At 64.4% G+C, this 14,215-nt stretch carries 14 protein-coding genes; 5 read left to right on the plus strand and 9 right to left on the minus strand.

Features of this window, described 5'->3' with window-relative positions; translation table 11 throughout:
• The first annotated feature begins 43 nt into the window (after positions 1-43).
• Genes AC1DXM_RS13905 through AC1DXM_RS13925 form a run of 5 tightly spaced genes read left to right on the plus strand, consistent with a single transcriptional unit; the run spans position 44 to position 4,797 of the window.
• Complete coding sequence (locus AC1DXM_RS13905; protein ID WP_352582115.1) at positions 44-1,042, plus strand: ABC transporter ATP-binding protein; 999 nt, start codon at positions 44-46, stop codon at positions 1,040-1,042.
• Positions 1,039-2,007, plus strand: coding sequence for an ABC transporter permease (locus tag AC1DXM_RS13910; protein ID WP_477233565.1), 969 nt, complete (start codon positions 1,039-1,041; stop codon positions 2,005-2,007). Before AC1DXM_RS13905 ends, AC1DXM_RS13910 begins: the two co-directional genes overlap by 4 nt.
• Positions 1,997-2,812, plus strand: coding sequence for an ABC transporter permease (locus tag AC1DXM_RS13915; RefSeq protein ID WP_477233566.1), 816 nt, complete (start codon positions 1,997-1,999; stop codon positions 2,810-2,812). Before AC1DXM_RS13910 ends, AC1DXM_RS13915 begins: the two co-directional genes overlap by 11 nt.
• Positions 2,813-2,838: 26 nt before the next feature.
• The gene (locus AC1DXM_RS13920; RefSeq protein ID WP_477233567.1) at positions 2,839-4,266 is read left to right on the plus strand and encodes a gamma-aminobutyraldehyde dehydrogenase; all 1,428 of its coding nucleotides are present in this window, start codon (positions 2,839-2,841) and stop codon (positions 4,264-4,266) included.
• 45 nt (positions 4,267-4,311) lie between these two features.
• Positions 4,312-4,797 carry an ester cyclase gene (locus AC1DXM_RS13925; RefSeq protein WP_477233568.1) on the plus strand — a complete coding sequence of 162 codons (486 nt, stop codon included), beginning with the start codon at positions 4,312-4,314 and terminating at the stop codon, positions 4,795-4,797.
• A 274-nt stretch (positions 4,798-5,071) separates the two neighbouring features.
• Here AC1DXM_RS13925 and AC1DXM_RS13930 read toward each other — a convergent pair whose 3' ends face one another.
• The 9 genes from AC1DXM_RS13930 to AC1DXM_RS13970 form a co-directional block, all read right to left on the minus strand.
• Positions 5,072-5,386, minus strand: coding sequence for a hypothetical protein (locus AC1DXM_RS13930; RefSeq protein WP_192249776.1), 315 nt, complete (start codon positions 5,384-5,386; stop codon positions 5,072-5,074).
• 10 nt (positions 5,387-5,396) lie between these two features.
• Positions 5,397-5,759, minus strand: coding sequence for a nuclear transport factor 2 family protein (locus AC1DXM_RS13935; protein ID WP_023688799.1), 363 nt, complete (start codon positions 5,757-5,759; stop codon positions 5,397-5,399).
• A 77-nt stretch (positions 5,760-5,836) separates the two neighbouring features.
• A complete protein-coding gene (locus tag AC1DXM_RS13940; RefSeq protein ID WP_477233569.1) occupies positions 5,837-6,316 on the minus strand; it encodes a carboxymuconolactone decarboxylase family protein in 480 nt (159 codons plus the stop codon).
• Between the two features lie 109 nt (positions 6,317-6,425).
• Positions 6,426-7,979: an alpha/beta fold hydrolase gene (locus tag AC1DXM_RS13945; protein WP_477233570.1), complete on the minus strand. Its 1,554-nt coding sequence runs from the start codon at positions 7,977-7,979 to the stop codon at positions 6,426-6,428.
• A gap of 137 nt (positions 7,980-8,116) precedes the next feature.
• Positions 8,117-8,431 carry a formate dehydrogenase subunit delta gene (locus AC1DXM_RS13950; RefSeq protein WP_477233571.1) on the minus strand — a complete coding sequence of 105 codons (315 nt, stop codon included), beginning with the start codon at positions 8,429-8,431 and terminating at the stop codon, positions 8,117-8,119.
• Positions 8,421-9,251 carry a formate dehydrogenase accessory sulfurtransferase FdhD gene (gene fdhD / locus AC1DXM_RS13955; protein WP_477233572.1) on the minus strand — a complete coding sequence of 277 codons (831 nt, stop codon included), beginning with the start codon at positions 9,249-9,251 and terminating at the stop codon, positions 8,421-8,423. Before fdhD ends, AC1DXM_RS13950 begins: the two co-directional genes overlap by 11 nt.
• Before the next feature lie 2 nt (positions 9,252-9,253).
• The gene (fdhF, locus tag AC1DXM_RS13960) at positions 9,254-12,166 is read right to left on the minus strand and encodes a formate dehydrogenase subunit alpha (RefSeq protein WP_477233573.1); all 2,913 of its coding nucleotides are present in this window, start codon (positions 12,164-12,166) and stop codon (positions 9,254-9,256) included.
• A 10-nt stretch (positions 12,167-12,176) separates the two neighbouring features.
• A complete protein-coding gene (locus tag AC1DXM_RS13965) occupies positions 12,177-13,733 on the minus strand; it encodes a formate dehydrogenase beta subunit (RefSeq protein WP_477233574.1) in 1,557 nt (518 codons plus the stop codon).
• On the minus strand, positions 13,730-14,209 hold the full coding sequence (locus AC1DXM_RS13970) for a formate dehydrogenase subunit gamma (RefSeq protein ID WP_477233575.1): 480 nt from the start codon (positions 14,207-14,209) through the stop codon (positions 13,730-13,732). Before AC1DXM_RS13970 ends, AC1DXM_RS13965 begins: the two co-directional genes overlap by 4 nt.
• Between the last annotated feature and the right edge of the window lie 6 nt (positions 14,210-14,215).

Here is a 14,215-nt window from a genome sequence, read left to right on the forward strand (position 1 = left end):
CGCGCGACATCAACACATCAAACTGGCAACAGACTGGCAACCCATGACCTCGGCCGTTTCCTTCCAGAAAGTGTCTCGCCATTTCGGCAGCGTGCGTGCCGTCGATGCGGTCGATCTCGACATCGTGCCGGGCGAGTTCTTCGCCATGCTCGGTCCCTCGGGGTCCGGCAAGACGACGTGCCTGCGCCTCATCGCCGGTTTCGAGCAGCCGACCTCGGGCTCGATCTCGATCTTCGGCGAGCGCGCCGAGGGCGTGCCGCCCTATCGTCGCAACGTCAACACCGTGTTCCAGGACTACGCGCTGTTCCCGCATCTGAACGTGCTCGACAACGTCGCCTACGGGCTGATGGTCAAGGGCGTCGGCAAGGCCGAAAGGCAGAAGGCGGCGGAAGAGGCGCTGTCGCTCGTGCGTCTGCCCGGCTATGGCGCCCGCCGTCCCGGCCAGCTCTCCGGCGGTCAGCGCCAGCGCGTCGCGCTTGCCCGTGCGCTGGTCAACCAGCCCAAGGTGCTGCTGCTCGACGAGCCGCTCGGCGCGCTCGACCTCAAATTGCGCGAGAACATGCAGGAAGAGCTGAAGTCGCTGCAGAAGGCGCTCGGCATCACCTTCGTCTTCGTCACCCATGACCAGGGCGAAGCGCTGTCGATGGCCGACCGCGTCGCCGTCTTCAATGACGGCAAGATCATGCAGATCGGTACGCCGGAAGACATCTACCAGCGTCCGAAGACACGTTTCGTCGCCGATTTCGTCGGCTCGTCCAACGTGCTGCCGCCGGATTTCGTCCAGCGTTACTCCGGCCAGCACCGCTGGGGCAGCTTGCGCCCTGAGTCCATCCGCATCGGCCGCGCTGCGAAAGGCGATGGCGTTGCCGCGCGCCTGGTCGGAACCAACTATCTCGGCGCCACCACAAAGCTGGCGCTCGACGCCGACGGCTTGAGGCTGCACGCCATCGTGCCGGCCGGAACAAAATTGCCGGCGGAAGGCGAAGCGGTGGTGCTGACCTTTAACCGCGAGCATCTGCATCTGATGGACGAGCCGGCATGAGCCTCGACGCCGCCATACCGCGCGCCACCGCACCCGCCATCCTGCCCGGCAGCGGCGGTATGCGCGGTGCGCTGTCGGACCTTTTCTGGCGTCGGCCGCAATTGCTGCTCTTCCTCATGCTGCTGCCGCCGGTTCTGTGGCTGGGCGTCGTCTATATCGGCTCGCTGTTCGCGCTGCTGGCACAGAGCTTTTTCTCGATCGACGAATTCTCCGGCCTCATCAACCGTGAGTTCACGCTGAAGACCTATGGCGACCTGTTCCAGGCCGCCAATCTCGACATCATCCTGCGCACGGTGACGATGGCGGCGCTGGTCACGCTGGCCTCGGCCATCATCGCCTTCCCAATCGCCTACTACGCGGCGCGCTATGCCCGTGGCCGCTGGAAGGCGCTGTTCTATCTCGGCGTCATGCTGCCGCTGTGGTCGAGCTACCTGGTCAAGATCTATGCCTGGAAGCTGATCCTGGCCAAGGAAGGCATTCTGACCTGGCTGCTCGCCAAATTGCATCTGCTCTGGGTGCTCGATGGCTGGCTGTCGCTGCCGGTCGTCGGCGGCAATTCGCTGTCGGTCTCGGCCACCGGCACCTTCATCGTCTTCGTCTATGTCTGGCTGCCCTTCATGATCCTGCCGGTGCAGGCGGCATTGGAGCGCGTCCCCGGCAATCTGGTCGAGGCGTCTTCCGATCTTGGGGCGTCGCCGGGCCAGACCTTCCGCAACGTGCTGTTCCCGCTGGCACTGCCCGGAATCGTCGCCGGCTCGATCTTCACCTTCTCACTGACGCTGGGCGACTACATCATCCCGCAGATCATCGGCACGTCGCGCCTGTTCATCGGCCAGGCGGTCTATTCGCAGCAAGGCACCGCCGGCAACATTCCGCTCGCCGCCGCCTTCACCGTGGTGCCCATCGTCATCATGGGTTTCTACCTCTGGGGCGCCAAGCGCATGGGGGCGTTCGATGCGCTCTGACGGTTCGCAATCCGCCCCGCCTGGCCTCAAGATCGCAGCAGCTTGCGGCCTGCTCTTCCTGCATCTGCCTATCCTGCTGATCTTCGTCTACGCCTTCACCACGGAGGAAAAGAGCTTCGTCTGGCCGCCGCCCGGGCTGACCACGCAATGGTTCGCCGTCACCTGGAACCGGCCGGATGTCTGGCAGGCGCTGTCGCTCTCTGTCCGTGTCGCTGCCATCTCGACGGCGATTGCGCTGGTGCTGGGCACGCTGTGCGCCGCCGCCGTGTCGCGGACAAAATTCTTCGGCCGCGAGACTATCTCGCTGCTGGTCATCCTGCCGATAGCGCTGCCCGGCATCATCACCGGCATCGCGCTGCGCTCGGCCTTCTCGCTGGCCGATATCCCGTTCTCGTTCTGGACGATCGTGCTCGGCCACGCCACCTTCTGCGTGGTCGTCGTCTACAACAACGCGGTCGCCCGCTTTCGTCGCACCTCCGGCTCGATGATCGAGGCCTCGATGGACCTCGGCGCCGACGGTTTCCAGACCTTCCGGCATGTCGTGCTGCCCAACATCGCCACCGCACTGCTCGCCGGCGGCATGCTCGCCTTCGCGCTGTCGTTCGACGAGGTCATTGTCACCACCTTCACCGCCGGCCAGCAGCAGACCGTGCCGATCTGGATGCTCGAGGAACTGATCCGTCCGCGCCAGCGACCGGTCACCAATGTCGTGGCCATGGTCGTCATGCTGGTGACGCTGCTGCCCATCCTGTTTGCCTATTACCTCACCCGCGACGGCGACCAGATCGCCGGTTCGGGCAAGTAACGTCAGTTCGTAAGGGAGAGACGTCCATGGACACCCAGATGCTGATCGGCTCGAAATTCGAGAACGGCGCCGAGACCGAGGAGCCGATCCTCAATCCAAAGACCGGGGCGACCATTCTCAACCTGCCGGAAGCAAGCCCCGCCCAGATCGAGGCGGCGGTGACTGCGGCCGAAAAGGCGTTCATCACCTGGTCGCGCACCACACCGGCGCAGCGCTCGGCCTATCTTCTCAAGATCGCCGATCGCATCGAGGCTGAGGCCAAGGAATTCGCCGCGCTCGAGGCGCTGAACTGCGGCAAGCCGATCAATGCCGTGCTCAATGACGAAATCCCCGCAATCGTCGACTGCTACCGCTTCTTTGCCGGTGCGGTGCGTTCCATGCCCGGCGTAGTCGCCGGCGAATATCTGCCCGGCCACACCTCGATGGTGCGGCGGGACCCGATCGGCATCGTCGCCTCGATCGCGCCGTGGAACTATCCGCTGATGATGATGGCCTGGAAGCTGGCGCCGGCGATCGCCGGCGGCAACACCGTCGTCTTCAAGCCGTCGGAACAGACGCCGCTGACTTCGCTCAAGCTGGCGAAGATCCTTGCCGACATCCTTCCCGAAGGCGTCGTCAATGTCGTGCTCGGCCGTGGCGACAGCGTCGGCAACACGCTGATCAACCACGCCAAGGTCAACATGATCTCGATCACCGGTGACGTCGCCACCGGCAAGAAGGTGCTGCAGGCCGCCGCCAAGTCGGTCAAGCGCACGCATCTCGAACTTGGCGGCAAGGCGCCGGTCATCGTCTTCGACGATGCCGACCTGGGTGCGGTGGTCAACGGCCTGCGCGCCTTCGGCTACTACAATGCCGGCCAGGACTGCACCGCCGCCTGCCGCATCTATGCCGGCAAGAAGATCTACGACAAGCTCGTCGCCGATCTCTCCTCCGCCGTCTCGACCATCAGGTACAACCAGCCGGACGATACCGAAAACGAAATCGGGCCGCTGATCTCGCGTCGCCAACGCGACCGCGTGTCGAGCTTCGTCGAGCGCGCCTCTGAACTGAAGCACATCGAGATCACCACCGGCGGCAAGCCGGGCGAGGGGTCCGGCTTCTACTACCAGCCGACCGTCGTCGCCGGCGCGCTGCAGGAAGACGAAATCGTGCGCCGCGAAGTGTTCGGGCCGGTCGTCTCGATCACGCGTTTCACGGAAGTCGATGAAGCGGTGAACTGGGCCAATGACAGCGACTACGGCTTGGCGTCATCCGTGTGGACCAAGGACGTATCACGCGCCATGGCGACGGCCGCCCGCCTGCAATATGGCTGCACCTGGATCAACACCCATTTCATGCTGACCAACGAGATGCCGCATGGCGGATTGAAGCAATCAGGCTACGGCAAGGACATGTCGCTCTATGCGCTGGAGGACTACACCGCCGTGCGGCATGTGATGGTAGCCCACGGCTAGCGCTTGAGCGCGCAATACAAGCATTCAACCAGGGAGGAAATAACCATGCATCGCCGCCAGTTTATGACAACCGCAGCCATCGCCGCGACGCTTTTCGCCACGGCGCCGTCCTTAGCCGCCGATACTGCGCAATCGGTGGTCGAAGCCTATCTCGCCGCCTGGAATGCGCATGACTCGGCCAAGGCCGCCGGCTACTTCGCCGACGACGTCACCTATTACGACGCCTCGGTCGGCAAACCGGTCAAAGGCAAGGAGGCCGCCAAGACCGGCGTCATCGACAATTTCCTCAAGGCCGTTCCAGATGCCGTCTGGACGATGAAGGGTGCGCCCGTCGTGGAGGGCGATCGCGTCTCGTTCGAATGGGAGTTTTCCGGCACCAATACCGGCGCCTGGGCCGACGGCACCGCCGCCACCGGCAAGAAGTTCTCCTTCACCGGTGCCTCGATGTTTTCGGTCAAGGACGGCAAGATCGCGACCCAGAGCGACTATTACGACGCGCTCGGCTTCTACAAGCAGCTTGGCCTTATGTAGCAGCGCCGCTTCCCTTCTCCCCGTTGCCGGCGGGGCGATCGCATATGGATTCTTACGAAGATAGACCCCCACCCTAACCCTCCCCACAAGGGGGAGGGAATGCTGCCGCGCTCTTACTCGGCGTCAAAACGTCGGCAATCTGCCGATGTCAGCGCCAATGGAAGTCTCCCTCCCCCTTGTGGGGAGGGTTAGGGGTGGGGGTAGATCGTAGAGCGAAAGCCCCGGTCTCCTATGCGATTGCCCCTTCGTTGCCGGGGGAGAAGGGCGTCAGCCACTACTCCACGATGCGGTAGATGTTCCAGAGGCTGGTGCCTGACACGACATAGGGCTCCATCTCCTTGCCCCATTTGGCGTGCGCATCGATCTTGCCGATCTTGGCGAAGAACGCCTCCAACTGGGCCAGGCTCTCGACCTGGTGATGCGACTCGACCGTCGCCTCCCGCGCGCCGATCGAGCCGGTCATGATCTGGAACTTGAGGTCGGCGATGCCGACCTGAGAGCCGATTTCGCGCTCCCATTTCTTGAGCAGTTCAAGCACGGTCTGCTTGTGCCCGAATTTGGCGTCGATCTGCCATCTGGCGCTGAACATGTCGGCCTCCTCACTCGTCCCAGGCTTGCACGACGGTCTGTCGTGCAATGCGGCCGTTCTTCAACTCCAGCATCGCTGCGCAGAACACTTTCGTTCCGTCCGGATAGGCGCAGGCCTGGGTGAAGGCGAGGTTGTCGCCATCGGCGATGGTGGTGTCGACCTTGTGGGTCATTGCCCGGCTGCAGATATCGTCCCAGAACGTGCTGATCGCGGCCCGGCCGCGGATCTCGCGCGGCTTGCTCGGCGGGTTGTTGCGATCGATCACCCGCACCAGTGCATCGTCGGCATAGAAGCTCGCAAGCATCCTGCCGTCCCGTCCTTCGATCGCTTTCTTGATCGCCGCGCCGTCCACGCTTTGCGTCTTGGTCAGCATTATTTCCTCCATGGCCCGTCGGTCGGGCGGTTGATGATCAGAAGCACTGCCCGGCGCTCGCCGCCGGGCAGGGTCTTTCACTGCGACTTGGCTTTGACGGCCGCGAACACGCCGTCGGTCTGCTGTTTGAAGGTCGCGAAATCGACCTGGCTGCCGTTGAGCATCGTCGACCAGTGGCGCACGATGGCCGCCATCGCGATCGCCTCCTTGATCTCCTCATCGGTCGCGCCATTGAGCTTGGCTGCCTCGGTGTGGAAATAGATGCAGTACTGGCAGGGGATCTGCGAGGCGACGGCCAGCCCCATCAGCTCCTTGGTCTTGCCGTCGAGCGCGGTCTTGGGGTTGAGCTGAACGCCCTTGATCTCGGCCCAGGCGCCGGCAACCGCGACATCCGGCAGCGTCTTGAACATGTCCGGCACCGAGCCCAGCGTCGCCTCGATGTCCTTGTAAGCGGCGGCCGCCGCGGCATCCTCGGCCTTGGCAGGGGCGATGGTGAACAGCGCGCCAACGCTTGCCGCTATCACCAGCGATTTGATCGACCTGTTTGACTTCAGCATTGCATCCTCCGTTCGCAGCGCCTTCCCGGCGACATCCGCCTGGGCTGCATGGAGAGAATTGGTAGCGCCCGCGCGCCCTTGGCCGCTTCGCCCGAAAGCGCCATGGCTGCTATGGCCCGTCCGGGCCAGTGTGCCTGGCGGAAAATGCCGCTGCCGCCGCCCGCGACGGCAGGTCGAGCTTCAGCAATATGTTTGCGACGTGACGCTTGACCGTATGCTCGCTCAGCCTCAACTCGGCAGCGATTGCGGCATTGCTCTTGCCGTCGGCGATCAGGCCCACCACCTCGCTTTCGCGCGCCGTCAGTTGAGCCGGCTCGGCAGGCTTGGCCTTGGGACGGCAGGCCGGCTCGAGATGCTGTTCCGACGTCGCCTGGACCAGCGCCAGCGGCTCGTCCAGCTCGTCCACCGTGACGCGCCCGGCATCGATGAAATGCAGCCCGGAACCGGCCGCCAGGTCGGCGACCAGCCGCGACGCCAGAATATCGCCGCGCCCGGCATGGGCGGCGATCTGCATCGTCACCCGGGCCATCAGCCCGACCGGCGGCCCGCGCATTTCGACCTCGCCGACATGCGCGCCCTGGGCGCTTGCAATGCCCATATGCTGCGCCGCATCGCGCAGCGCCGCCGCACAGCGTATGGCCCGCGCCGGCCCGTCGAAGCGCGAGATCATCCACTCGCCCTGGATGCCGGCGATGCGTCCGCCATGACGGCCGACCAGCTGCCGCCAGGTCTCCTGGAAGCGCTGGCTGCGTTCGTTCCACATGCGTTCGCCCACCCGCGCCGTGTCGTAGATACGTGTCGCCAGAAGAGCGGCAAGCACGCGTTCCGCTTCGGCCACGGCGCGCTCGCCGGTCAGGAACTCTTCGATCAGGTCGGCCACCCGGTCGACATCGCCGGTCCAGATCGGGTGATCGCGCCCGGGGATTTCGACCAGTCGCGCATTCGCGATCTTTTTCGACAGGAAGCGGCTGGCAGCGGGGTCGACCCGCACATCGTTGCGGCGATGGATGAGCAGCGTCGGTGCGCCGATCGCCGAAAGCACATCGCGCACGTCGATGTCGGCATTCATCCGGGCCAGGGCCGCCGCTGCCGTCGGGCTGGCCGACAGCCGTTCGAAGCGCGCCCACCACTGGGTGAAATGCGGGTCATCGACCCGGCCCGGCGCGAAGTTGGGCAAAGTGGCGCCGGTGCCCCACTCGGTGCCGGCCGTCGCGATGAAGGCCTCGAGGCGGTCCGGCGGCATCACCCATTTGTGGAAATGCGCATAGCCGCCATAGAGCGCCAGCGCCCGCGTCCGTTCCGGATAAGTGGCGGCAAACAGCATTGCCAGCGGCGCGCCTTCCGAGGCGCCGAGCAGGGCGGCACGGCCGCTGCCGGTGGCATCCATCACCGCGCGCACGTCGTCCATGCGGGTCTCTAGGCTGGGCAGATGGCGTGCGTCGACCCGATCGGACAGGCCGGTGCCGCGCTTGTCGAACAGGATCAGCCGCGAGAACGCCGAGAGCCGTTTCAGCAGCCTGGTATAACCCTCGTCTTCCCAATGCAGGTCGAGATTGGAAATGAAGCCGGGCACGAAAACCAGGTCGAACGATCCCTGGCCGACCACCTGATAGGCGATCCGCACGTCGCCGCTGAGGGCATATCGCGTCTCGATCGGCCTCACGACTTCATCCCGCCCGGCCAGACGATATCTGATCGCTGACAATAGCAGACGCCTGCCGGATGCGGCAGTCAAACTTTAGAAAACAGGAATATAGCCTTGCGGTCCGAACCGCTTTCGCCCGGCCCCTTCTGGGGAGCCTATTTCTGGGGAGCGGCGCTCTCTGTATCTGCGGGCTGGACGTAGCCAATGCTCATATCGGCCTGCTCCTCGGTCTTTGGCCGCTTGATCCGGGCAGAGGCCTCGACGACGAGCTCGTCAAAATTTTCGCCGCCGCCGTCCAGCATCTCGAAGAGCTGGCGGCGCATCCTGGGCTCCCAGAACTTGTTGATGTGCTCGGCCACACCCGCTACGCCTTCGTCGCGTGGCCTCGAATGGAAGAAGGCCGCGATCTGATTAGCCATCCGCACCAGCTTTTCCCTGGTGCTCGTGATGTGGTCTTCGTCATGCGACATGCTGGGCAACTCCCAAGACCACCCGTTCCGGGTGGGTGAAAACATCGAAATCGTCGCCGCGCACCAGCGCCACCAGCGTCATGCCGGCCTCATCAGCGGTGCGGATGGCAAGCGCGGTCGGCGCCGACACGGCCATGATGAAGGCAGAGCCGATGGCCGCCGTCTTCTGCACCATCTCGACCGAAACGCGGCTGGTCACGACAACAGCGCCGGTGGCGCCGCCGATGCCGGCCTTGGCCAGCGCGCCGGCCAGCTTGTCCAGGGCATTGTGGCGGCCGACATCCTCGCGCGCCATGACGATGCCTTTGCCCGGTACATAGAAGCCCGCGGCATGCACGGCGCCGGTTTCCGAATGCAGAGGCTGCACCTTCGACAGCAGCTTCACCGAACGGGTGATGTCGTCGGCATCAAGCGTAAGTTTTGACGCACCGACCCTATTGACCGAGCGCATCGCTTCCTCGATGGATTCGATGCCGCACAGCCCGCAGCCGACCGGTCCGGCCAAGCGCCGGCGCCGCGCCTCGAAGCGGGTGTTGGCCTGGTCCTTGAGCCGGATCTGGATGTCGATGCCGGCGCCGTGGTCCTCGACCTCGATCGCCTCGATCTCCTGGGGATCTGCGATGATGCCTTCGGTCAGCGAGAAGCCGAGCGCGAAATCCTCGAAATCGGCCGGGCTCGCCATCATCACCGCATGGGTGGTGCCGGCGAACGAGAACGCCACCGGCGTCTCCTCCGGCACCATGCGGTTGGCCGAGGTCGTGCCGCTGGCACGGTGCGCCAGCCGCGAGGTCTGCGTCGTAGCTTTGCGGCGCACGGCCAAGACTACTCGGCCGCCTGCAGCCGAGCGATGCGGCGGCTGTTGCGCGCCTGCTCGTCATATTCGCGCTGCCATTCCGACGGCCCGTTCGACGCGCCGACCTGCACGGCGGTCACCTTGTACTCCGGACAATTGGTCGCCCAGTCGGAGAAGTCGGTGGTGATGACGTTGGCCTGCGTGTCCGGATGGTGGAACGTCGTGTAGACCACACCCGGCGACACCCGGTCGGTGATCAGCGCACGCAGCGTCGTCTCGCCCGAACGGCTGGTCAGCCGCACCCAGTCGCCATCGCGCAGGCCGCGGTTCTCGGCATCGTGCGGATGGATCTCAAGCCGGTCTTCCGAGTGCCACATGACGTTTTCGGTGCGCCTGGTCTGGGCACCGACATTGTACTGGCTGAGGATGCGGCCGGTGGTCAGCAGCAACGGGAAACGCGGCCCGGTCCGCTCGTCGGTCGCCACATATTCGGTGCGGATGAACTTGCCCTTGCCGCGCACGAAGCCGTCGATATGCATGATCGGCGTGCCGAGCGGGGCCTTCTCGTTGCAGGGCCATTGCACCGATCCGACACGGTCGAGCAGATCGAAGGACACGCCGGCGAAGCTTGGCGTCGTCTTGGCGATCTCGTCCATGATCTCGGAGGGATGCTGGTAGTTCCAGTCAAGCCCGATCGCACGGGCGAGCTCCTGCGTCGCTTCCCAGTCGGCATAGCGCGCCTTCGGCTCCAGCACCTTGCGCACCATGTTGATGCGGCGCTCGGCATTGGTGAAGGTGCCGTCCTTCTCCAGGAAGGTCGAGCCCGGCAGGAAGACATGCGCGTAGTTCGCTGTCTCGTTGAGGAACAGGTCGTGCACGACCACGCATTCCATCGCCGCCAGGCCCGCCGCGACATGCTTGGTATCAGGGTCGGACTGCAGGATGTCCTCGCCCTGGATGTAGATGCCCTTGAAGGAGCCGTCGACCGCAGCATCCAGCATGTTGGGGATGCGCAGGCCCGGCTCGTCATCGAGCTTCACGCCCCACAAAGTCTCGTAGATGTCGCGCACCGCCTCGCCGGAGATGTGGCGGTAGCCCGGCAGCTCATGCGGGAACGAGCCCATGTCGCATGAGCCCTGCACATTGTTCTGGCCGCGCAGCGGATTCACGCCGACGCCCGGGCGGCCGATATTGCCGGTCGCCATGGCAAGGTTGGCGATAGCCATAACCGTGGTCGAACCCTGGCTGTGTTCGGTGACGCCGAGGCCGTAGTAAATCGCGCCGTTGCCGCCCTTGGCATAGAGCCGCGCAGCGCCGCGGATCAGCTCCGGGTCGACGCCGGACAGCTTGCCGACGGTCTCGGGGCTGTTCTCCGGCAAAGCGACGAAGGAGGCCCAGTCCTGGAACTCCGTCCAATCGCAGCGTTCGCGGATGAAGGCTTCGTCGAAAAGCCCTTCGGTGACGATGACATGCGCCAGCGACGTCAGCACCGCCACGTTGGTGCCCGGCTTCAGCGGCAGGTGGTAGTCGGCCTCGACATGCGCCGACTTGACCATTTCGGTCCGGCGCGGATCGAGCACGATCAGCTTGGCGCCCTGGCGCAGCCGCTTCTTCAGCCGCGAAGCAAACACAGGATGCGCGGAAGCCGGATTGGCGCCGATGATGACGGCAACATCGGTGAACTCGACGGAATCGAAATCCTGGGTGCCGGCCGAGGTGCCATAGGTCTGGCCGAGGCCGTAGCCGGTCGGCGAGTGGCAGACGCGGGCGCAGGTGTCGACATTGTTGTTGCGGAAGCCCTGGCGCACCAGCTTCTGCACCAGATAGGTCTCCTCGTTCGTGCAGCGCGAGGACGTAATACCGCCGATCGAGGTGCGTCCGTACTGATATTGGATACGGCGGAATTCCTTGGCGGTGTGGGCAATCGCCTCTTCCCAGCTCACCTCGCGCCAGGGATCGCTGACCTTTTCCCGGATCATCGGCGACAGGATGCGGTCCTTGTGGGTCGCGTAGCCATAGGCGAAACGGCCCTTCACGCAGGAATGGCCGTGGTTCGCCTTGCCGTCCTTGTAGGGCATCATGCGAATGACTTCGTCGCCCTTCACTTCGGCCTTGAAAGAGCAGCCGACGCCGCAATAGGCACAGGTGGTGACGGCGGAACGCTCGGGCATGCCTTTCTCAAGCACGGTCTTTTCACGCAGCGCATCGGTCGGACAGGCCTGCACGCAGGCGCCGCAGGACACGCATTCGGAGGCGATGAAATCCTCATGCATGCCGGCGACCATGCGCGATTCGAAACCGCGGCCCTCGATCGTCAGCGCGAAGGTGCCTTGCACCTCCTCGCAGGCCCGCACGCAGCGCGAGCAGACGATACATTGCGCCGGATCATAGGTGAAATAGGGGTTGGACTCATCGCGGGCGATGTAGTCGACCGCCTGCGAGCCATGGCCGGGCGCCACGCCGTTTTCCGGCTTGACGTGGTTGCGGCCCTCGATGCCGAAGCGGTTCTCGGTCAGGCCGACCGACTTCGCCACAACGTCGAACTCGCTGGCGCCGGTACCGGCCTTCTCGTTCCAGCCGGTCGGATGGTCGGAGACGTAAAGCTCCATGACACCGCGGCGGATGGCGTCGAGCCGCTCGGATTGCGTGCGCACCACCATGCCTTCGCCGACCGGCGTCGTGCAGGATGCCGGCGTGCCGCCGCGCCCTTCGATCTCAACCAGGCAGACGCGGCAGGAGCCGAACGAGTCCAACATGTCCGTGGCGCAGAGTTTTGGGATCTCGACCCCGCCTTCCATCGCCGCGCGCATGATCGACGTACCCTCCGGCACGCTGATACTGCGGCCGTCGACGACCAGCGTGACCTGCTTCTGCGCCTTCGATTCCGGGGTTCCGTAGTCGAGTTCTTCGATGAGTGTCGGGAAGTCGGCCTTGATATTCATCTGCCAGCTCCTATTCAGCAGCCACGCGCGTCGGCGCGGGCTTGAAATCTTCGGGGAAATGGGTGATCGAACTCATCACCGGGTAGGGCGTGAAGCCCCCCAGCGCGCAGAGCGATCCGAACTTCATCGTGTTGCAGAGATCGGTGACCAGAGCCAGGTTCTTTTCCGGCTCGATGCCGGCGGCAAGCCTGTCGATGGTCTCCACCCCGCGTGTCGAGCCGATGCGGCAGGGCGTGCACTTGCCGCAGCTTTCGATGGCACAGAATTCCATGGCGAACCGCGCCTGCTTCAGCATGTCGGCGGTGTCGTCGAACACGGTGAGGCCGGCATGACCGATCAGTCCGTCCCGCTTGGCGAATTCTTCGTAGTCGAACGGCGTGTCGAACAGCGAACGCGGGAAATATGCGCCGAGCGGGCCGCCGACCTGCACCGCCTTCACCGGACGACCGGTGGCCGTACCGCCGCCGATATCGTCGACGATCTCGCCAAGCGTCAGGCCGAACGCCGTCTCGAACAGGCCGCCATGCTTGACGTTGCCGGCGATCTGTATCGGGATCGTACCGCGCGAGCGGCCCATGCCGAAATCCTTGTAGTAGGCGGCACCCTTGTCCATGATGATCGGCACGGAAGCCAGCGAGATGACATTGTTGATCACCGTCGGCTTGCCGAACAATCCTTGGATCGCCGGCAGTGGTGGCTTGGCGCGCACCACACCACGCTTGCCTTCAAGGCTGTTCAGCAGCGAAGTTTCCTCACCGCAGACATAGGCGCCGGCGCCGACCCGGATTTCCATGTCGAAGGCGTTGGGCGAACCCAGCACGTTGACGCCCAGCACGCCTGCCTTGCGGGCGACCTCGACAGCCTTGTTCATGACAGCCACCGCATGCGGATATTCCGAGCGGATATAGACGAAGCCCTTGGTCGCGCCGGTGGCGATGCCGGCAATCGTCATGCCTTCGATGAGCACGAAGGGGTCACCCTCCATGATCATGCGGTCGGCAAAGGTGGCGCTGTCGCCTTCGTCGGCGTTGCAGACGATGTATTTGCGTTCACCGGCGGTATCAAGCACCGTCTTCCACTTGATGCCGGTCGGGAAACCAGCACCGCCACGACCGCGCAAACCCGATTCGGTGACCTGCTTGACGATGTCGAGCGGCGCCATAGCCACCGCGTTCTGCAGGCCCTTCAGTCCGCCGAGCGACTTGTAGGCGTCGAGCGACAGCGGGTCGTTGATGCCGCAACGCGCGAAGGTCAGGCGCGTCTGCTTGGCCAGGAACGGGATTTTGTCAGGCGCGCCCAGCCAGCGCTTGTGATGGCCACCCTTGAGGAAGCCGCTGTCGAACAGGCTCTTGACATCGGAAGGCTTCACCGGCCCGTAAGCGACACGGCCCTCGGCGGTCGCGACCTCGACCATCGGTTCGAGGAAATAGGCGCCGCGCGAGCCGTTGCGCACGATCTTGGCCTCGATGCCACGTTCGGCCAGTTCAGCGCGAATCGCCTTGGCGACCTTTTCGGCGCCGAGCGCCAGCGCGCCGGAGTCACCTGGAACGTAGATGCGCGGGATCATGAGCGTACCTCCGCGACGATCTCTTCGATCTTCTCGTCATCGAGCCGCCCGATCACCTCACCATCCAGCATCGCCGACGGTGAACAGGCGCAAAGCCCGAGGCAATAGACAGGTTCCAGTGTAACCGATCCGTCACGGGTGGTCTCGTGGAAACCGATGCCGAGCAGTTGCTTGATCTTGGCGGCAACCGCATCCGAGCCCATCGACTGGCAAGCCTCCGCCTGGCAGAGCTTGAGCACGTGCCGGCCGGCCGGGCGAGCGCGAAAATCATGATAGAAGGTGACGACACCGTGCACCTCGGCCCTGGAGAGGTTCAGCCCATCGGCGATAACCGGGAGTGCTGCCTGCGGCACATGGCCGAACTCTTCCTGGATCTCGTGCAGGATCGGCAGCAGTGGACCCTCGAGGTCCTTCAGCTCCTGGATGATCGCGGCCGTGCGCGACTGGATCTCGGTACTTGCAGGCTGCATCGTCATGCAGCG

Source organism: Mesorhizobium sp. P3_A2 (genome assembly GCF_056403115.1).